Annotated in this window: 19 protein-coding genes; 14 read left to right on the forward strand and 5 right to left on the reverse strand. The window is 60.9% G+C overall.

The annotated features are described in order from the left end of the window. Positions 1-156 precede the first annotated feature (156 nt). The 5 genes from BMZ91_RS03665 (at position 157) to BMZ91_RS03685 (ending at position 6,335) form a co-directional block, all read left to right on the forward strand. The gene (locus tag BMZ91_RS03665) at positions 157-1,329 is read left to right on the forward strand and encodes a CDP-glycerol glycerophosphotransferase family protein (protein WP_177193774.1); all 1,173 of its coding nucleotides are present in this window, start codon (positions 157-159) and stop codon (positions 1,327-1,329) included. Next, a complete protein-coding gene (locus tag BMZ91_RS03670; protein ID WP_092834405.1) occupies positions 1,326-2,534 on the forward strand; it encodes a hypothetical protein in 1,209 nt (402 codons plus the stop codon). Before BMZ91_RS03665 ends, BMZ91_RS03670 begins: the two co-directional genes overlap by 4 nt. Positions 2,535-2,603: 69 nt before the next feature. Further along, positions 2,604-3,938: a hypothetical protein gene (locus BMZ91_RS03675; protein WP_143076293.1), complete on the forward strand. Its 1,335-nt coding sequence runs from the start codon at positions 2,604-2,606 to the stop codon at positions 3,936-3,938. Between the two features lie 33 nt (positions 3,939-3,971). After that, on the forward strand, positions 3,972-5,300 hold the full coding sequence (locus tag BMZ91_RS03680; protein ID WP_092834409.1) for a lipopolysaccharide biosynthesis protein: 1,329 nt from the start codon (positions 3,972-3,974) through the stop codon (positions 5,298-5,300). A gap of 111 nt (positions 5,301-5,411) precedes the next feature. After that, a complete protein-coding gene (locus tag BMZ91_RS03685) occupies positions 5,412-6,335 on the forward strand; it encodes an ATP-grasp fold amidoligase family protein (RefSeq protein WP_092834411.1) in 924 nt (307 codons plus the stop codon). Here BMZ91_RS03685 and BMZ91_RS03690 read toward each other — a convergent pair. From BMZ91_RS03690 to BMZ91_RS03705, 4 genes are read right to left on the reverse strand one after another with little or no spacing between them, the layout of a single operon-like run. After that, positions 6,332-7,267 (reverse strand): hypothetical protein, encoded by a 936-nt coding sequence (locus BMZ91_RS03690; RefSeq protein ID WP_092834413.1) that lies wholly within the window; start codon positions 7,265-7,267, stop codon positions 6,332-6,334. The genes BMZ91_RS03685 and BMZ91_RS03690 overlap by 4 nt on opposite strands. After that, positions 7,264-8,229, reverse strand: a complete 966-nt coding sequence (locus tag BMZ91_RS03695) for a diacylglycerol kinase family protein (RefSeq protein WP_092834415.1) — start codon at positions 8,227-8,229, stop codon at positions 7,264-7,266. The genes BMZ91_RS03690 and BMZ91_RS03695 overlap by 4 nt, the downstream gene beginning before the upstream one ends. Then, on the reverse strand, positions 8,226-9,281 hold the full coding sequence (locus BMZ91_RS03700) for an LptF/LptG family permease (RefSeq protein ID WP_092834417.1): 1,056 nt from the start codon (positions 9,279-9,281) through the stop codon (positions 8,226-8,228). Before BMZ91_RS03700 ends, BMZ91_RS03695 begins: the two co-directional genes overlap by 4 nt. Before the next feature lie 8 nt (positions 9,282-9,289). Then, positions 9,290-10,462 carry an LptF/LptG family permease gene (locus BMZ91_RS03705; protein WP_092834419.1) on the reverse strand — a complete coding sequence of 391 codons (1,173 nt, stop codon included), beginning with the start codon at positions 10,460-10,462 and terminating at the stop codon, positions 9,290-9,292. A 146-nt stretch (positions 10,463-10,608) separates the two neighbouring features. Here BMZ91_RS03705 and BMZ91_RS03710 point away from each other — a divergent pair, with 146 nt between their 5' ends. The 3 genes from BMZ91_RS03710 to BMZ91_RS03720 are packed head-to-tail and all read left to right on the forward strand — an operon-like array spanning position 10,609 to position 13,063. Further along, on the forward strand, positions 10,609-11,106 hold the full coding sequence (locus BMZ91_RS03710; RefSeq protein ID WP_218145638.1) for a DUF2141 domain-containing protein: 498 nt from the start codon (positions 10,609-10,611) through the stop codon (positions 11,104-11,106). Further along, positions 11,103-12,278 carry a GNAT family N-acetyltransferase gene (locus BMZ91_RS03715; RefSeq protein ID WP_092834421.1) on the forward strand — a complete coding sequence of 392 codons (1,176 nt, stop codon included), beginning with the start codon at positions 11,103-11,105 and terminating at the stop codon, positions 12,276-12,278. The genes BMZ91_RS03710 and BMZ91_RS03715 overlap by 4 nt, the downstream gene beginning before the upstream one ends. Then, positions 12,275-13,063, forward strand: a complete 789-nt coding sequence (locus BMZ91_RS03720; protein ID WP_092834423.1) for a nucleotidyltransferase family protein — start codon at positions 12,275-12,277, stop codon at positions 13,061-13,063. Before BMZ91_RS03715 ends, BMZ91_RS03720 begins: the two co-directional genes overlap by 4 nt. A 5-nt stretch (positions 13,064-13,068) precedes the next feature. On the opposite strand, the gene BMZ91_RS03725 is transcribed toward BMZ91_RS03720, so the two are convergent. Continuing rightward, positions 13,069-13,518 carry an HIT family protein gene (locus BMZ91_RS03725; protein ID WP_177193775.1) on the reverse strand — a complete coding sequence of 150 codons (450 nt, stop codon included), beginning with the start codon at positions 13,516-13,518 and terminating at the stop codon, positions 13,069-13,071. 81 nt (positions 13,519-13,599) lie between these two features. On the opposite strand from BMZ91_RS03725, the gene BMZ91_RS03730 reads away from it, so the two are divergent. The 6 genes from BMZ91_RS03730 (at position 13,600) to BMZ91_RS03755 (ending at position 18,643) form a co-directional block, all read left to right on the forward strand. After that, on the forward strand, positions 13,600-14,733 hold the full coding sequence (locus tag BMZ91_RS03730; protein WP_092834425.1) for a CDP-alcohol phosphatidyltransferase family protein: 1,134 nt from the start codon (positions 13,600-13,602) through the stop codon (positions 14,731-14,733). A gap of 6 nt (positions 14,734-14,739) precedes the next feature. Continuing rightward, positions 14,740-15,429: an HAD family hydrolase gene (locus BMZ91_RS03735; protein ID WP_092834427.1), complete on the forward strand. Its 690-nt coding sequence runs from the start codon at positions 14,740-14,742 to the stop codon at positions 15,427-15,429. Continuing rightward, positions 15,426-16,154 (forward strand): phosphocholine cytidylyltransferase family protein, encoded by a 729-nt coding sequence (locus tag BMZ91_RS03740; protein WP_092834429.1) that lies wholly within the window; start codon positions 15,426-15,428, stop codon positions 16,152-16,154. The genes BMZ91_RS03735 and BMZ91_RS03740 overlap by 4 nt, the downstream gene beginning before the upstream one ends. A gap of 113 nt (positions 16,155-16,267) precedes the next feature. Then, on the forward strand, positions 16,268-16,918 hold the full coding sequence (locus BMZ91_RS03745; protein ID WP_245736196.1) for an LptA/OstA family protein: 651 nt from the start codon (positions 16,268-16,270) through the stop codon (positions 16,916-16,918). Then, a complete protein-coding gene (gene lptB / locus BMZ91_RS03750; protein WP_092834431.1) occupies positions 16,915-17,673 on the forward strand; it encodes an LPS export ABC transporter ATP-binding protein in 759 nt (252 codons plus the stop codon). Before BMZ91_RS03745 ends, lptB begins: the two co-directional genes overlap by 4 nt. A 157-nt stretch (positions 17,674-17,830) precedes the next feature. Next, positions 17,831-18,643: an aspartyl/asparaginyl beta-hydroxylase domain-containing protein gene (locus BMZ91_RS03755; protein WP_177193776.1), complete on the forward strand. Its 813-nt coding sequence runs from the start codon at positions 17,831-17,833 to the stop codon at positions 18,641-18,643. The last annotated feature ends 103 nt before the right edge of the window (positions 18,644-18,746 follow it).

Raw genomic sequence — 18,746 nt, forward strand, 5'->3', positions numbered from 1 at the left:
GATCCTGCGTTTGCCACGCGAAACCGATCAGGGGCCGCATTGACCGGCTCGGGGTCGGGGCCCAAAGGCACAGAGGGTTTGCCATCGCGGTTCAATGCTTTTAAGGGTAGCGCCGCGATCAGCACAGTCCGGGCATCCCATATCAAGGCATTTTCCATGCGTATAGGCGTGATCCTCAATCATTTCGAGCCGCACCAGGTGCCGCATGCGGCGCCCTATGGCTTTGCGCTGTCGCGGGTGCGCCCGGAGTGGACGGTGGATATCCTATGCTCCACCCGGTCCGAGATGGCGTTTGCCAAAGAAATCGCCGGGCGGTTTGACGGCCAGACCGCCACTATCCGGGCCTTGAAGGTGCCGTTGATTTTCCGCTTGGCCGATCCGCTTTTGCGTCAGTTCACCTTTGCGCGCAAGGTTGCGGTGTTGCAGGCCAATATTGCGCGCCTGTCGCAATATGATGCGCTGATCATGCCGGAGATGACCTCTCTTGCGCTGCGCCGGTCGGCCAAAATGGCCGGGGTCAAGATGATCTTTACCGGCCATGGTGCGGGCGATCTTTACAGCAATCCCTTTGGCAATTTCGACAAGAGGGTGGAAACCTTTGATCTGGTGCTGTTGCAGGGCCGCCGCTTGGCGCGGGCGATGTGGGCCGAAGGGCGGCTAAAGGACACCAGCCATGCGATAATCGGCTATCCCAAGTATGAGGCCGTGCCGCAAGCGCCGCTGCGCCTGTTTGACGATGACAAGCCGGTCGTGGTCTATAATCCGACGCAAAACCCGCGCGGCTCGTCCTGGCATCGCTGGGGCGAGGCGGTTCTCGACAGGCTGGCGGCGCGCGATGATCTCAACGTGATCTTTGCGCCGCATGCCTTGTTGTTCAAACGCAGCTGGACGCGCGGCGCGCGCCTGCCCAAGCGGTTTCGCAACCACCCAAGGATCAAGGTCGATCTGGGCAGTCGCGCCTCGTCGGATATGACCTATCTGCGGGCGGCCGATCTTTATCTCGGGGATCAATCCAGTCAGGTTTACGAGTTCATCAACCGGCCAAGGCCCTGTGTCTTTCTGAACCCCGATGAGGATAATTGGAAGGGCAACCCGTCGTTCCGGTCCTGGACCTTTGGCCCGGTGGTTGAGGATGTTGCCGATCTGGATGGTGCGATTGATGCGGCCTTGAGTGAGTTTGAACGCTGGCGCCCGGCGCAACAGGCCGCATTGGACGAAGATGCCATCGGACCAGAGGCACCCTTTGCCGATGCACCCGCCTCGGAGCGCGGCGCGCGGGCGATTGCGGCCTATATGGAGCAGGGCAGCCTGTCGAAAGACTGGGCATGAGCCAGCCACATGATATCGGCACCCGCCCGCCCGAGGATGCGGTGGTCGTCATGCTCGCGTCCGACGGCGTGACCGTTCCGGGGGCGCAGGCGGTGATTGAGGCCTTCTGCGATAGCCCCAAACGCCTGTCGGTGGTGCTGGTCTCGCCCCCCGCAGAGGCAGGGGCGCTGGCCCAACGGTTCCCGCGCGCCTTTGTGCACAAGGCAAGGCCGGGCCTGACACTGGCACAGCTGCGGGCGCGGGCGATGCTGAGCATCGAGGCCGCAGCGCCCGCACACAGGCCCGCCCTGATAAAACGGGCGATCCGGCGCGGCCTTCCGGTTTTCGGGCTTGCAAGTGAGGGCTTGCAGAGTGGTAGCACCGATCACCCGCTGACGGCGCTGTCGCAATCGGCCCGTGACGGCCTGCCCGAGCACGGCGATGTGGCGATGATTGCGGATCACCTGATTTCGGCAATGGGGTTTGAGCGCGGCGATGGCCCGGTGCTTGGGGCCCTCTCTCGCGGGGCGCAAAGGCTGATGCGTGGCCGCGCACGCACCTTGTTTTCCCCGCTGGTCCGCCGGATCGCAAGCCGCGATGCGCTTTGCGCGCAATTGAACCAGCCGCAGGTGATCATGTGTCTTGGTAATGGTCCGACCTCAGCCGACCCCCGGCTTGAAACGCTCGCGCATGACGCGCTGTTCCGGGTCAATCATCAGTGGATGCAAGACGGTTACATGACCCGCGCCGATGTGCTTTTTGCCGGGGTCAAACGCTCCATGCGCGCGGCGGGGCCAACGCTGGTCGGGGTGGCGTCGCGGCGCAAGGAAGAGGCCTTGCTTGGCGCGCGCCTGCTTACCCCCTGGCGCGGACGGTTGTCCTATGTCGTGGTCGAGGACATTGCCGATCTGGGTAGCTCTTTGCAGGGTCACCCGCGCCCGACCACCGGTGCGGTGATGCTGGCCGCTGCCATTGCGCTTGCACCGCGCCGGTTGATCGTGGCGGGCATGGATATGTTCGCCGACAAGGCCGGGGCCTATCCGGGGCGCACAACCGCAGTGAACGCCTATACCGCCGCCCATGACCGGCAAACCGATGAGGGGTTTATCCGCGCCCATCTGGCGCGTTATGAGGGTGAAATCATGACTCTCAGCCCTGCCTTTTCAGAGCTTGCGCATAGTGTCGCAGACAGCCGGTTTACGCTTGTGGACCCACCGCAGGCTTGACTCTGTACGCAACGTCGAAGATGTGAAGATCGACCCCGCATCCGACGAGGTAACGAAAGGTCATTCAAGATGAAGAACCCGTACAAAACCCATTGGTATCACCGCCAGATGGCCTATTGGCTGGATAAGGATCCGGGTCGCGATTCCGGTGACATGCAGGAGATGGAGGTAATCCGCCTTGATCCCCAGCCCGGTACGACGCCGTCGGACAAGCCAGCGGTACGGATTTTTCTCGGCACCGAGCCGGGGCAGTATCGTGCCACGCGGATTTTCGTCTGGTCGGTGATGCAGGTGCGTGACCCAGGCCGCGCCTATGAAATTCATCTGATGTCGAATGTGGCGGGCATTGCGCGCGTGGGCTGGAAAACCGGCTTTACCAATTACCGCTATGCAATCCCGCATTGGGCGGGCAACACCGGCCGCGCGATCTATAACGATGTTGACCAGATTTATCTACAAGACCCGGCGGGTCTGTTTGACATGGATATGCAGGGCAAGGGCGTGCTGGCGATTTCCGTCAAGGAAAACTCGGTCATGCTGATTGATTGCGAAAAGATGGCCAAACTCTGGACGCTTGAGGATGTGGCCGCAGGCAAGAAGCACGATCATTTCAAGGGCGCAATGAACGAGGCCGGCCTGTTTGGCGAAATGCCCGGCACCTGGAATTCGCGCGATGGCGAACATCCGGTCGAGCAAACCAACTGCCTGCATTACACCACCCTGCATTCGCAACCCTGGAAACCCTTTCCCGGTTATCTTCGCTATCGCGAGGGGCCGCTTTATGGCCTTTGGCACGACCTTGAGAAATCCGCCGATGAGGCCGGATATCTGATGTTCACAAAAGAGCATCCCAGCGGCGAATTCGCCCGCTTGAGCGCGCAATATCGCAAGATGAACGACACGCCGGAGGTTGGCGTCCGGGTCGAGGACCATGTCGCGGCGCTGGCCAAACTGGCCAAGGCGACCGGGGCCACAGACATCCTTGGGCTCGTGGCAGGTGAGGGCACCGACATTGCGCCCATTCCCGGTGCGCGCATCCACTGGCATGATCCCTTGCGCTCGTCGATTGCCGACATCGGCGAGACCACCTATGACGGGGTGATCGCGGCCGGTATGCTTGAACGCTTGTCGCCCTCCGATGTGCCTTGGGTCCTTGAAGACATGTTCGCCCGCGCCAGCGGCTTTGTGATGGTGGTCGCAGCCTGCGACCCGGCGAGTACAAGCCTTCCGGATGGGCGCGATGTGAACCGAACCCAGCAACCGCCCTATTGGTGGCATGTGCAGATGTCGCTGGCCTCGCGCCGTTACCCTGATGTACGCTGGTCCCTGATTTGCGAGGAAAACCGCAAGGGACAGCGCAAGCAGCGGGTGTTCACCGCGGCTTCGGCCTCGCCGCTGGACTAGACGTACCGCCGTAATGATGCATCCGGGGCCTTTGTGAGCAACAAAGACATTCACCGCCGTTTCCTGCACAATGCCGGCTTGATTGTTGGCAGCAGGGTGGTTTTTGGCCTGCTCAATCTTGGCACCAACGTGATCATCCTGCGGGCCTATGGTGCTGCCGATCTTGGTATGGTGATGCTTTTGATCGCCTATGTCCGGGTGTTCGCCGAGGTGGCGAAATTTGAATCCTGGCAGGCGGTTCTGCGCTTTGGGGTGATTGCGCAGGAACGCGGCGAGGAAAACAACCTGCGCCGGTTGATAGGCCTCGCCCTCAGCATTGATGTCATCACCATGTTTCTGGCCATTGTCGCCGCGGTCCTGCTGATCCCGCAGGCGGCGGACTGGTTTGGCTGGAATGCGCAGGTCACCGAGTTTGCGCCGTGGTTCATGATCCTGATCATTTTCCTGACCAATGCCACCCCGAACGGGGTGATGCGGCTATTTGAACGGGTCGAGATATTGGCGCTGCAACACGGGCTGAACGCGGTCATCCGGCTGGTGGCTGTGCTGATTGCAATGATGCTGGGCGGGACGGTCGTGCATCTTGCGATGGCCTGGTTTGCGGGGTTCGTGATCAGCGGCGCGATGACCATGGCGGTTTGCGCCTATGAGCTTATCAAGCGCGACCTGCGGCCAAAGTTTTCGCTAAATCTGCGCAAGACCGGCGCGCTATTTCCCGGTATCTGGCATTTTCTGGTGATGTCGAACCTGATCGGCATCGGGCCGCTTGCGGTGAACCATCTGACGACGCTGTTTGTCGGGGCGCAGCTTGGGGCGGCTCAGGCGGCAGTGCTTCAGCTTGCCCGCCAGCTTTCCACAGGTATTTCCGGCCCGACGCGGCTTTTGGGTCCGCTACTTTTGCCGGATTTCTCGCGCCTGTCAGGGCGCGGGGACTGGGCCGGGTTGCGCACTCTGGTGGTGCAGCAGATCAAGGTCGCGGCGATCTTCGTCGTCGTTGGCGGTGGCATCCTGTTTGCGGTGCTGCCGATTGTTGTGGAACTGGCATTTGGCGCGGACCTGCTTGCGCATATCTGGTTGTTCCGCCTGCTGATTATGGCGGCTCTGATCAACATTCTGGGCTTTGCGCTACATCATGCGATGTTTTCGGCCAACAAGGGCGGCACCGCCCTGTTGATTCAGATCGCGGCAATGACGGTCTATACCATCATCATGCTTGGCGGGCTTTGGGTGATCGGGCTCAATGCCGTGGGTTTTGGGATGATCGGCTTTGCGCTTACTTCACGTGGGCTGAGCGTCTGGATCGGGCGCGGTCTGTTGAAAAAGCGGATTAAACGTTCAAAGCTCAGGGAAGATGCGCCTTGATCTGGCCATCGGCCAAACCGGCTTGGCTTTGATTTGCAACAGGCTGGCCTTGCCAGCCAATCGTTGTTAGGACGAGCGGCATCAGGCAGATCGGAAAGGCTCTTCCCTGACATGGATATAGATTTCAAGGCAATCTTGGCGCGTTATGCCTCACGCTGGCGGTCGACACGCCATATCGAGGCGCACCTGCGCTTTCCCGGCATGGATTTCCACGAGGCGCTGATCCGGGTGACCTACAAGCGCATTTTCGGGGCATGGCCCGATCTTGAAAACCCGCGCACCATCAGTGAGAAAATGTGCTGGCTCAAGATTAACGACCGGCGGCCGATAAATGCCGTCGTCACCGACAAGTACAGGCTGCGCGGCTATGCAGAGCAGCATGGGCTTGGCCATCTCATGAACGGGTTGCACGCAGTCTGGGACAGCGCCGCTGATGTAGATTTTCGCGCGCTGCCCGATGCCTATGCTCTCAAGGTCACTAACGGCAGCGCCTGGAACGTGATCAAGGCCCCCGGTCAGGTGATCGACGAGGCGGCCGTGCGCAAGCGGCTTGATCTCTGGATGAACACGAACATGGCCGATAACAAGGGCGAGTGGTACTATGCCGCCTCACCAGCGCGGATCATCGCAGAGCATTATCTGGACAATGGCGGCGGCGATATCCCGGATTACAAGCTGTTCGTGTTCAACGGCGACGTGCGCATCATCCAATATTGCGAGGGCCGCTATATCAATTTCCGCAGCATTTTTATGGATGCTGACTGGCAACCGATGCCTTGTACCTATGCCAATTTTACCCCTTATGGGCCCCCCCCTCCAAGGCCTGCGGAACTCGACGAGATGATCGAGCTTGCACAAACCCTGTCGCAGGGGTTTTCGCTGGTGCGGGTGGATTTCTACATCCATGAGGGTCGGCTTTTGTTGGGTGAATTGACGCTCAATCCGGTTGGCGGTTACACCCATTTCACCCCCGATGAGTGGAACCATAAGATCGGTGATTGGCTGGAGCTGCCGGACAAGGCGACACTCGTTTAGCGGAACGCCCCGGCGCGATAGAGCCGCCAGGCAAGTTTTGGTGCGTGCAGGACCGGGTGGCGGCGCTCAGATTCGCTGACCTCCAGCTTCACGCCGGAATGGCTGGCCACCTTTTCAAGAATGTAATCCAGCCCCGCATCGAATGTCGTCGCGGCCTTGAGTACGCGCAGCGCGCCAAGCGGTTTGCCGATCACCCGGCGCAGCGCCCATTTCCCCGCGCAGGCCATGCGGCGCAGCCCCCCGGCATCCGGCAGGTCCGGTGCGCCGTCCTTGTCCTGCGGCAACAGGATCGCCGACAGGCGAGCATAGCGCTCGGGGAAGCGCGCAACGATCTCTATCGCGCGCGGGGCGGGGTTTTCGGGGCGCAACTCGGTGCGATAGCTTTCGCATAAGCCGCGCACCCAGACGTCACCGGGCTGTTGCTGGCCGCACAAAAGCGGGGTGACCTGCGCCGCAAAATGCCGGCAGGCATGCGCCAGCGTGTCAATCAGCCGAGCGCGCAGGCCCGGATCATCGGTGACAACGGTGGCGGGCTGGGTGAACCGCGCCCAGAGCATCGATTCCAGCGACCCGCCACTGGCCCGGCGCAGAAACGCGGCCTCGGACACCACCGCGTATTTGCTGCGCAGGCGGTTGCCGTTGGCATCGGTGATCTCCAGGAAATGCACGCTTGGAGGCAACAGCCAGGCCGCAAGACTGGCAAGCCCTCGGCCATGAACCGCGCGGTAGCTGTCCACGATCACGTAGAAATCCAGCATCTTCTCCGCCGCTTCCCCCTCGCGCAGGGCTGATCCGTAAAAGATCAGCGCGCGCACCGCCGCGCCGTGGCGGGCACGGATGGCCTCGGCCATGGTCTGTGCAGGAGTCGAAAGCGGGGCCTGATCGGCCTCGATCACCTGGCGCAATTGCGCCATCACCTGCGTCGCGTTCATCGCAGGAACACCAGCGGTTCGGTCGTGGTAATATGCAGCTTGCCGTCCTCGGCACAGGCCACCGGTTCGCCGTCGATCACAATCGGGTCGTCGTGGACAAGGTCAAACCGGTCACTGCGATAGCTGGTCATGCCGTGGGCGGCAAGACGCGGGCCGGACAGGTGCAGCAATATCTTTGTAATCGCCCGGCGAAACCCTTTGATCGGCCAGGCGGCATGGGTGAGGGCGATTGGCCCCGAACCTGTGCCCCAAAACGGGTTCAGCCCAAGGCTCAGCCGGGGCAGGGAGCTTACCAACCCAAGGGCATGCGGCCCGTCAAGTTCTACGCCCGCGCCGCGCACTGTAAGATGCGAGGCCCGCAGTACCGGGGCGCCATCAGTGTCGCGATACCTGCCCGGTGCCATCACGAAGCGCACAATCGCCAGGATGACAGTGCGCAAACCGCGCTGCTCATCGTCGTGAAACTCGCGCTGCGCAAAAAGCATCGCACGCGCCAGCGATCCGGTGGACAGGACAAACCCGATCGCAGGGCTGGGCAGGGCGGCGCTTTCGATGCGTAGCGCCCGGTGGGTTTCGCGTGTCGGTTCGTCTACTTCGTTGGCAAGGGCGGCAATGCGGCGGGTGATCTCGCCTGCGGTCCTGCCGCGAAAGCCAAAGCTGCGCGCCGCCAGATTGGTGCTGCCGCCGGGCAGGATCGCGAATTCGGGCGGCGAGGCAAAACCGGCCTCGGGGGCAAGACAGGCCGAGAGCACCGCCAAAAGCGTGCCATCGCCGCCCTCGATAAATATCTTTTCCACGCCGTCGCGCGCCATTTGATGCACAAACCCGTTGAGGTTCGCAAAATCATCCAGCCGCAAAAAGCTGGCATGCGGCAGCTCAAGCGCGACGGCCTCAAGCATGGCGCCGCGCTTTTCAACGGCATGGCTGCCGTGGTTGACGATTAGGCCGATGCGATGTGTCATGCCGATGCCGTTCGATGATAAGAAAGCCACAGACCTATCAGCATCAGCGTGCCGACCGGCACCACCACTGCGATGATCGCACTCAGGCTACCATTCTCTGACAGGGTCTTGAACACCCCATCCGTCACCATGAAGACAAATCCCGCCGCAATGCCGATGGCGAGCGAAAACTCGCCACCGTCGCGCCGCCCGAGGTGCTGCATGATCGGCACGGTCATCATCAAGAACCCGATGGCAATGAACGGCAGCGACAGCCGATTGAGGAACCACACGAAATAGGCATCCGACGGCAGGCTGCCCGAGCCGGTCATCTGAGACAGGCGGTAAAGGTCGGCGAGCGCCAGATTGCGAGGCTCTGACATCAACAGCCGCAGGGTGTGCGGCGTCTGTTCGCTCTGCCAAATTGCGGGCGGCGCGACCGTGTTGCCGTCATAGCGGATCTGGCGCACATCGCTCAATGCCCAGCCCCCGGATACCGCCATGGCGGAGCCGGCCCTTGAGATCGCGCTGACCTTGCCGTTTTCGCCGCGCTCGAACAGTGTCACATCGCTCAGGCTGCGATCGGTGTTGAGCCCGCCGATCTCGATCAGCAGGCGCCCATCGGCCAGCCAGAGCGATTTCGGGGCTTGACCGTTATCATGGACCGCCTCGGGCCCGAGCCAATCCTCAAGTGCGCGGGTGGTCATGGGGGTGATCTGGTCAACCAGAAGCGCCGAGGCGATCGTGGCGATCAGGACCGCCGGAATCAAGGCGCGCACCTGACCGAAAACAGAGATGCCCGCGCCGACGATCGCCACAAGCTCGTTGCGCCGGATCAGGCTCATATAGGTCAGCAAAAGCGCCATCAGAAGCGCAAAGATCATGATCCGGTCAAACAGGATCGGCATCCGCAGCGCCATATAGCGAAACTGATCCGACAGGCCTGCATTCTCGGGCAGCAGATCGGCATTGCTCAGCGCATCAAGCACGCCAAGCAGCGCCACCAGCCCAAAGACTGTGAGCACAAACCGTTGCAGAAACATCACGGCAAGATAGCGGTTAAGGTGGCTCATTCAGAGGTCTATGTCGTTGTTTCAGGGCGTGTCGGTTGGTTTCCGGTTTTGGGTTTCACCCGCCATAAAGCGGGAAAGGCGGATCGTCCACTGGCGGTGCGCCTGAAGGTGTAAATTGCCAGCCCGGCCACCAGTGCCACAACCGGCCATGTGCCGGCCCAGGGCGGCACCGCCCCGCGTTGGGCGAGCGACAGGCCAAATTCCAGGAGTTTCTGAACCACCAGCAACAGCAAAATCCCGACCGCCAGCCCGCCCGAGCGGGCAACCCGCCCAAGTTGCAGCCCAAGCACGATGCTGATCAGCGGCAGCGCGATCAAAAGCGCCGCGCGGCTAAGCCGGTCATGCATGTCTGCCTGGGCGGCGGCGGGGTTGATGGTCTTGTCGCTGGCCAGATAGGATTTGCTCAGCAGTTCCTTGAGGGTCAGCTCGCGCTGATCATCGCCGCGGTCGCGGTAGCCCTCGATTGGTGTCGGCATCTTCCACGTCACCTTGGCGGTATAAAGCCGGTTGCCCTGCGATGTGGTGATCTCTGCGGGCAGGTCGCCGATCATCGCATCCTGAAGATTGATGGTCCAGGTGCTGTCCTCGTCTTCGCTCAGAACGCCGGTATGGCCGGTGATGAACTTGTAATTGCCGTCCTTGCTGGTGTCGATAATAAAGGTTTCGCCCAGTTTTCGACCGGCAAAATTGACCTTCGAGGTCCAGACGACCTTATCGTCGAACTGAACGAATTTGCGCTCCTTGAAGGCGGTCACGATCGAGCTTTGCTTCAGCTCATGCACAATCTGGCGGTAGTTGTAGCGCGACACCGGCTGTAAAAAACCCGAAATCAGGATCGAGACAAGCGCCAGCACCACCGCCAGCCCCAGATAGGGCCGCAGGATACGGCGCAGCGACACGCCGGTGGACATCAGCGCGACAATCTCGCCCGAGCGGCTTAGCCGTTCGATGGTGATGATGGTTGCGATCAACAGCGCCCCCGGCAGCGCCATGCCAAGATAATGCGGCAACAGATTGGCGATCATCCGGGCCGCCGATTGCAACGCGTCATCCGACCCGGCAATCAGATCGGTGATGCGGATCAGCCGTTCCAGCATCAGGATCGCCAGCGCCACGGCAATCAAGCCGACCAACAGGCCAATGTTGTTGCGCAACAGGTAACGGTCTAACTTGAAAAACATCGCTGGCGTTCTCTCCGGGCCGTCGGGGGTGTTACATGCCTTGCAATGACTTGTGATCGCCCCATTCCTTGTAGTCTGTTACTAGAAAACCTTTATAACCGCCAGCGGCTGACTGTAACCAGGTCGTGACACAAAGGAGAGTGCCAATGTTCATCAAACGCACCCTGTACACGCTCGGCATGGCTGGCGCGCTTGCGCTGTCGGTCTCTGGCTTGCCCACGCAGGCCGCAACGCTGGATATCCGCCCGCATGAGGCGGCGGCGGTTTGCGGTGCGCGCGCGCCTCAGGTCAAGGTGATTGTCGAGAACGTCACGTCGCAAGGCATTCTCACGGTCGAGCTTTACCGCCCCAGCAAGCGCGATTTCCTGAAAAAGGCGTCGCGGGTGCATCGTATCCGGGTGCCCGCCAAAAGTGGCTCTCAGACGGTGTGTTTCGACATCAAGGCCGCTGGCGCCTATGCGGTGGCCGCCTATCAGGATCTGGATGCCGACAGGGATCTGGATCAGAAATGGAACATGATGCCCGCAGAACCCTTTGCGCTGTCGAGCAATAAGAAGCTGGCGTTTGCGATGCCGGTGTTCGATGATGCGGCCTTTCAGGTGCCCAGTGAAGGCGCCGCCATAAGGATTAGACTGCAACGATGACCCAAAGTACGCCCCCCTTGTCCGCAACCTCTGATATAACGGTGAGCGAGGCCACCTCGCGTGCGGATAGGGCGGCCTTTGTCGACCTGCCATACCGCGCCTATCGCGATGTTGCCCATTGGCGCGCGCCGCTGCGGTTCGAACGCAAGGCACAGCTAGAGGCAAAGCATAATCCGGGCCTCGCGAAGATTGATCATGCGCTTATGCTGGCGCGCCGCGACGGTCAGGTTGTCGGGCGCATCGCCGCGATTCTCAACAAGGGCCACCTAGAGCTTTATGAGGACGCCACCGGGCATTTCGGTTTTTTCGACACGCTCACCCCCGACGCCGATATCGCCGGGGCGCTGATGGCGGCTGCCGAAGACTGGGTGCGCGCGCGGGGCATGAGCCGCATTGCCGGGCCGTTCAGCTTTTCGATCAACGAGGAATCCGGCCTGCTTGTCGATGGTTTTGACACGCCACCGATGATGATGATGCCGCACGGCCGACCTGATTACGCCCCGACGCTTGAGGGGCTGGGCTTTGCCAAGGCGATGGATCTTTATGCTTTCCTGCATGAGTTTGACGAGACCTATCATATCCCGCCCACCGTCAAGCGCTGGAAAGACGCGTTTGACCGCGATCCGGCACTGAGCATCCGACCGCTCGACATGAAGAATTTCAAATCCGATATCCGACTGGTGATGGAAATATTCAACGATGCCTGGTTGCAAAACTGGGGGTTTGTCCCGTTCAGCGCCGATCAGATCACTGTGATGGCGCAGGAACTCAAACCGCTGCTGCGTTCCGAGTCTCTCTGGATTGCCATGATAAATGGCGAACCGGCGGGGTTCACCTTTCTGTTCCCCGATCTCAACGAAATCGTCGATGGGCTTGACGGGAAAATCCTGCCGTTTGGCTGGGCGCAACTGCTCTATCGGCTCAAACTGCGCGGGCCGACACGGGCGCGCCTGCCGCTGGCGGGATTACGGCGCAAGTTTCACAAGACCCGCCGTGGCATGGTCGCCATGGCAGGATGCTTCGAGGCCGCCTTTGCCGCGCAACATGCGCAGGGCGTGCGCCAGGTCGAGGCGTCGTGGATTCTTGAGACCAACAAGGATCTGCTCAATCTTGTCGATCTCTACGAGATGAAGCGTTACAAAACCTACCGCGTTTACGAGAAGACGCTATGACCGGCAATCCATCCCAACCCGTTCAGGTGCTTGTTCTGGCAGGCGCGCGCGCCGCCGGCGATCCGCTCTGCGAGGCCGAAGGCGTGGCCAGCAAGGCGGTGATCGACATCGTCGGTCAGCCGATGCTGTCGCGGGTGTTGCGCGCCCTTGGCGCCAGCCGCGCCAATGCCCCTCCTTGGGTTCTCGGGCTTGAGGGTGACGCGCTTGCGACCGCCGCCGATGGCATCGCGTGCCAGCCGCTGGCGTCCCAAGGGCGTGGCCCGGCCTCCAGTCTTATCCGCGCTCTGGAGGGGCCGGTTTCGACACCGCTTCTGGTGACAACCTGCGATCATGCCCTGCTGACGCCCGAGATGGTCGACAGCTTTCTGGCGAAATCCATGGCCAGCGATGCCGACCTCTGCGTCGGCTTTGCCGAGCGCGCCGTGATCGAGGCCGACTATCCGGAAACCAGACGCACCTATCTGCGCCTTGGCGGGGCCGAGCTGTCGGGTTGTAACCTGTTTTATCTGGCCAGCCCCGAGGCCCTCAAGGTGATCCGCTTTTGGCAAAGCGCCGAACAGGACCGCAAGAAACCCTGGCGCATCGCCTGGCGCTTCGGCCCGCTCACGGCGCTGCGCATTGTTTTGTCGCGCAGAGGTCCGGATGCGGTCTTTGCCTTGCTGTCGCGCCAGCTTGGCGCGCGGGTCAGCCCCGTCACGCTTGAATTCGCCGAGGCCGCGATTGACGTCGATAAACCCGGCGATCTTGTGCTTGTGCGCGAGATTCTCGCCGCGCGCGAAGCCTGAGGGTGTTACGTGGGCCAATTTTTTTGCAGGGCCACGCGCACCCGCGCCGTCGCATCCGGGGCCTCGGGTGCATGGCCAAGATCGGGCACCGCAGGCCAGCCGGGATCGGCGAATGTGATGCCCTCAAACGCAACCTCTTTGTCATAGCGTGGCAGAACGTGAAAATGCACATGCGGATCGACCATCATCAGCATCAGGTAGTTGATCTTCTGATTGCCAAAGCGCGCCACGGCGGCCTCGATATCGCGGGTGATCTGTGCCAGTTCGCCATGCGCGCGACCGTCCAGATCACCAAAGGCCTGCGTCGGCCCATGTGCCAGCAGGATCATCGCCCCCAGCGTCGCCTGCTGTGGCCGCGCCTGTACACTCCACCATTGATAATCCCGGATCAGCGTGTCCTCACCGCCGAAACGGGAAAAAGTGGCGTTTCGTTCTGGCATTTCGGCGCTTTCCATGGTTATTCCCCTTGTCGTCCGTGACTGGTTCAGGGCGACACCAGGGCCAGCCCGCAAAACGATGATAAATGGAATTACCCGATGACAAAAGACACAAGCCTGCGCCTGATTGGCGAAATGCCAGCCCGGCTTTGGGGGCTTGAGTTGCATGAATGGCAGCGCCGCGCCTGGAAAAAGGCCGGGGCAGTGTCGGTCGATGACCCCTCGGCGCGGCTTTTGGTGGGGGTCGAATGGGTTCTGTCGCCGGCCTTGCAGCGCGCGCTTTTGGCGACGCCGGGGGCGGCCCTTGTTGTGCCTGACAAAGCAGGCGGTGCGCCGCGTCTGGCCGCGCTGCACCTGCCAGAGGGCAGCTTGCCTGCGGATTTCGAGGCACAGATCGGTCAGGAAAACCCTGATCTGGCAGCGCTTCAGGCGGCGGGTTTTACGACCGGCGATGCCGATGAGTTCGCCGGCGCCTATGACGAGGCGCTGCGCAAACGCGAGGCCCCCTATGCCCTGTCGATGCGCACGCAGACCCCGCGCAGCGTGGAAAAGCGGCTGTTCAAAGGCTCTTACAAGGGCGTCACCGATCTGGTGACAAAATACGCCTGGCCCTGGCCCGCCTTTCACGCCACCCGCGCCGCCGCGACCCTGCATATTTCGCCCAACACGGTGACCACTGTCAGCCTTGTTATGGTCTTTGCCGCGCTCTGGTTCTTCTGGGAAGGGCACTGGGCGCTTGGCATCATTTCGGCCTGGATCATGACCTTTCTGGATACGGTCGATGGCAAGCTGGCGCGCACCACGATGAGCTATTCCAAATGGGGCGATCTTTACGATCACCTGATTGATCTTATCCATCCGCCGTTCTGGTACTGGGCGATGTGGGTCGGGTTGTACCCGGTGACCAGTGGGCCGGGGGCGTTCCTGCTGGATGCCTCGCTGGCGGTTCTGGTGATCGGTTATGTGCTTAACCGGGTGCAGGAGGGGGCCTTTATCGGTCTCTTCGGCTTTCACATCCATGTCTGGAAGCGGATCGATTCAATCGCGCGCGAAATCACCGCGCGGCGCAATCCCAACATGCTGATCTTCATGCTGTTTGTCATGCTTGGCGCACCGGGCTGGGGCTTTGTCGCCATGGGCGTCTGGACGCTGTTCTGGCTGATCTTTCATCAGGTCCGCCTGTTTCAGGCGTGGCGCCTTCCGGTCAAGCCGACCTCGTGGATGGCAGGCTGATCCGGCATGGCGGGCACGGCACTCTTTGATCTTGATCGCACGATCACCCGCGCGCCGACCTGGACGTGGTTTTTGATCCATGTGAACGGTCGCCGACCCCGGTTTGTTGGTCAGTTCGCGCTGATCGCCCTGCGCATGATCGCCTACAAACTGCGCCTTGTGCCGCGCACTTCGATCAAGGCGGCCGGGGTGCGCAGCCTCGCCGGGCACAGCCGCGCCGAGTTACAGGCCAAGGCCGATATCTTCGTGGCCGATATTCTGGCCAATGGCCTGCGCCCCGGTGCCGAGGCCGCGATCAAGGCGCATAAGGCGCGCGGTGACCGGCTGGTGCTGGTTTCGGCTGCCGTCGATGTGGTGGCCGAACCGCTGGCGCGCGCACTTGGTTTTGACGATGTGATCTGCACCCGCCTGACATGGCCCGCCAGGGCGCATGGCCCGGTGCTTGACGGCGAGAATTGCTATGGCGCGGAAAAACTGCGCCGCATCGCCGATCTTCGGGCCGAGCGCCCCTTCAGCCCCCCGACCTATGCCTATAGTGATCACGTCTCTGACCTTGAACTTCTGCGCGAAGCGGATCACGGTATCGCGGTAAACCCTTCTAAACGCCTGCGGCACGCCGCATCGGAACACGGCCTTGAAATTGTCGATTTCGAAGCCTCTCCCTCATATTCTGACAGACTGGAGCCCCCCCAATGAAAGCCATCATCCTAAGCGCCGGTCGCGGTTCGCGCCTTTTGCCGCTGACGGAAACCCGCCCCAAATGCCTTTTGGAAATCGGCGATACCACTATCCTTGGCCGTCAACTCGATACGCTTGAGGCCGGCGGGGTGAGCGAGGTCGTGGTGGTCACCGGTTTCATGGCCGCTCTGGTCGAAGAAGAGGTTGCCAAACGCAGTGGCCCGATGAAGGTCACCACCTTCTATAATCCATTCTACCAGATCGCCGACAACCTCGCGAGTTGCTGGATGGTGCGCGACTTTATGGATAGTGACTTTCTGCTGATCAACGGCGACACCCTGTTCGAGGAAGGGTTGCTGAACGCTGTGATCTCCAGCCCGCATGTTCTGCCGGTTCAGGTGACGATTGATCGCAAGGGCTCTTACGATTCAGACGATATGAAAGTGCAGCTTGACGGCACCCGGCTGGCCGCGATCGGCAAGTCGCTCTCTGCGGAAAAGACCGATGCTGAATCCATGGGGCTTTTGCGCTTTACCGGCGAGGGACCGGCCATTTACCGCGCCAAACTTGAACAGATGATGCGCACGCCCGAAGGGGTGTCGAACTGGTTCCTCAAGGCGATTGACGCGATTGCCAATACCACCGGTCAGGTCGGCACGTTTTCAATCGAAGGCCGCCGCTGGAACGAGGTGGACACCGTCGAGGATTACAACGGCATCGACGCGCATTTCCGCCAAAGTTAACCGCGCCGATATGCAATGCGAGGGTCTGCAACTCTCGGTGAGGTGCAAGAGGTTGTGGTTTCCAAGGCTGAGGCGATGCTGATATACCTCTCCAAAAGTTGGGGGAATTGAGAATGGCATCTACATCGGCTCGGGCGCGCGGCGCGGCATGTCTTTTGGGCGCGGCCCTTGTTGGCCTGGTGTTTTCCGCCCCCCCGATGCAGGCACAAGACCAGGCGGTCGCAATCGAGCCGGCAACCGGGCAACCCGCCGCCGGGTTGGCCGCGCCGCGCGGGACCAACCTGTCGTTTGGCGGGTTCAAGGTGTCGGCGGATATGCCAATTCAGGTGGTCTCGGACGAATTGCAGATGGATCAGAACGTCAACACCGCGATGTTTGCCGGTAACGTCGATGTCGAGCAGGGCGATCTGAAACTCAACTCTGCCACTGTTTTTGTCGAATACGGCATGATCGAGGGCTCGTCCAAGCCCAATCAGATCATCCGTCTGACCGCCAGTGGCGGCGTGACGATCACAAGCCCGACCGAGACAGCCGAAGCCGCCGATGCGGTCTATACGATCGCCACGCGCGAAATCGTGATGACCGGCGATGTGCTTGTCACGCAGGGGCTGAATACCGTCGCTGGCGAGCGGATGGTGGTGTATCTTGATGATGGAACGGCCGAGATGCAGGGCAGGGTGCGCACCTTTATCGACAAAAGCAGATCCAAAGACCCGGAGCCGGTTCAGTCCGACAGCGACCCGGCGGGGGAGGCCGGTCAATGACGGCAGACGACCTCGGCGCTACACCGGGATCGGACGGGCTGCGGATTATCAACCTGCGCAAGAGTTACAAGCGCCGGATGGTGATCCGCGATGTCAGTCTTGAATTGCACCGCGGCGAGGTCGTGGCGCTTCTCGGCCCGAACGGTTGTGGCAAGACAACCTGCTTTTACATGATCGCCGGGCTGCTTGCGCCCGACGGCGGGCAGGTGACCATCGACGGAACCGATATTATCGGGCTGCCGATGGATAAACGGGCAAAGCTTGGGCTTGTCTATCTGCCTCAGGATGTGTCGATCTTTCGCGGGCTGAGTGTCGAGGACAATATCCTGACCATCCTCGAAATCATTCAGCCCGATGCAAGATTGCGGCGCGAAAAGCTTGAAGAGTTACTGTCAGATTTGTCTATTGACCATCTGCGCCATGCGCCCGCGCTGTCCTTGTCGGGCGGCGAGCGGCGCCGGGTCGAGATTGCGCGCTGTCTGGCCGCCAATCCAAAATACCTGTTGCTCGATGAACCCTTTGCCGGGGTCGACCCGATTGCCGTCGGCGAAATTCGCACCATCGTGGCCGACCTGAAAAACCGTGGCATCGGCGTGCTGATCACCGACCACAATGTGCGCGAAACCCTGGAAATCGTCGATCGCGCCTATATCCTGCACGATGGCGGCGTTTTGATGAGCGGAACCCCGGATGAAGTGGTGCGCGACGAGAACGTGCGCCGTGTCTATCTTGGCGAGGATTTTCAGATGGCCTGACGGCCTCTGCCGGGTTAACCCCGCCTGCCGCAGCGCAGCACGTTGAAGTTTTCACGCCAAGCTGTATTGTCGGTCCGGCCTAAAGGATTTACCAGACCCCAAAGAAGCCTGCCGCATGATCCTGCGGCGCTATGGTTCAGTTCAAAGGAAGCCCCCGATGACAAGCGTCAACGACCCCCAGCCCGCCAAGCCCAAGACGCTCAACCGGCCGGTCCGTAGATTCGTGAAGCGCCGTGGTAAAAAGCTGATGCGGTGGGCGGCCAAGTTTCAGAGCAAGCAAAGTATCGTTCCCGATACGCCGTTTATCGACAACAGCCATTTCCCGTTTCTGACCGAGTTTGAGGACAAGTGGGAAACGATGCGCGATGAGGTTCAGGAAATCCTGAAAAATCGCGAGGATATTCCGGGCTTTGAAGAGGTCTCGCCCGATCAATACCGGCTTGCCAAGGCCCGTCAGTGGAAAACCTTTGTGCTTTATGGCTTTGGTCAGCAATTGCCCAAGAATTGCAGCAAGGCCCCGGTCACAACCGAGGTTCTCAGCCGCGTGCCGCATGTGCAGACCGCCTGGTTTTCGATTCTGGCGCCGGGCTATCACATCCCGGCCCATACCGGCGTGACTAAGGGAATTGTGCGCGCCCATCTTGGCCTGATCATCCCCAAGGACCGCGAAAAATGCCGGATTCGGGTGCAGGATCAGATCATGGCATGGGAGACCGGCAAGGTCTTTGCCTTTGATGACACCTATGAGCACGAGGTCTGGAACGACACCGACGAAGAGCGGGTGATCTTGCTGTTTGATTTCGACCGGCCGATGCGGTGGCGGGGACGGATGCTCAATAACCTCATGCTTTGGTTGATGAAATTCACGGCGTTTTATCAGGAGCCCAAGAAAAACCTCGCCGATTTCGAGGACCGCTTCGAGGCCGCCGCACGCCGGGCAGATGCCAATCTGGAAAAGCTGAGCGACTGAGGCCCGGCCTTTTCGCTCGGAAAATGAGCGGCATAGCTGCGGGTGCAGGCCAAACAGAGGGGGGGCTGGCGCGCGCAGGGCGAAATGAGCGGGATTTCGCCGA

Source organism: Roseovarius lutimaris (assembly GCF_900115165.1).
Taxonomy (GTDB): domain Bacteria; phylum Pseudomonadota; class Alphaproteobacteria; order Rhodobacterales; family Rhodobacteraceae; genus Roseovarius; species Roseovarius lutimaris.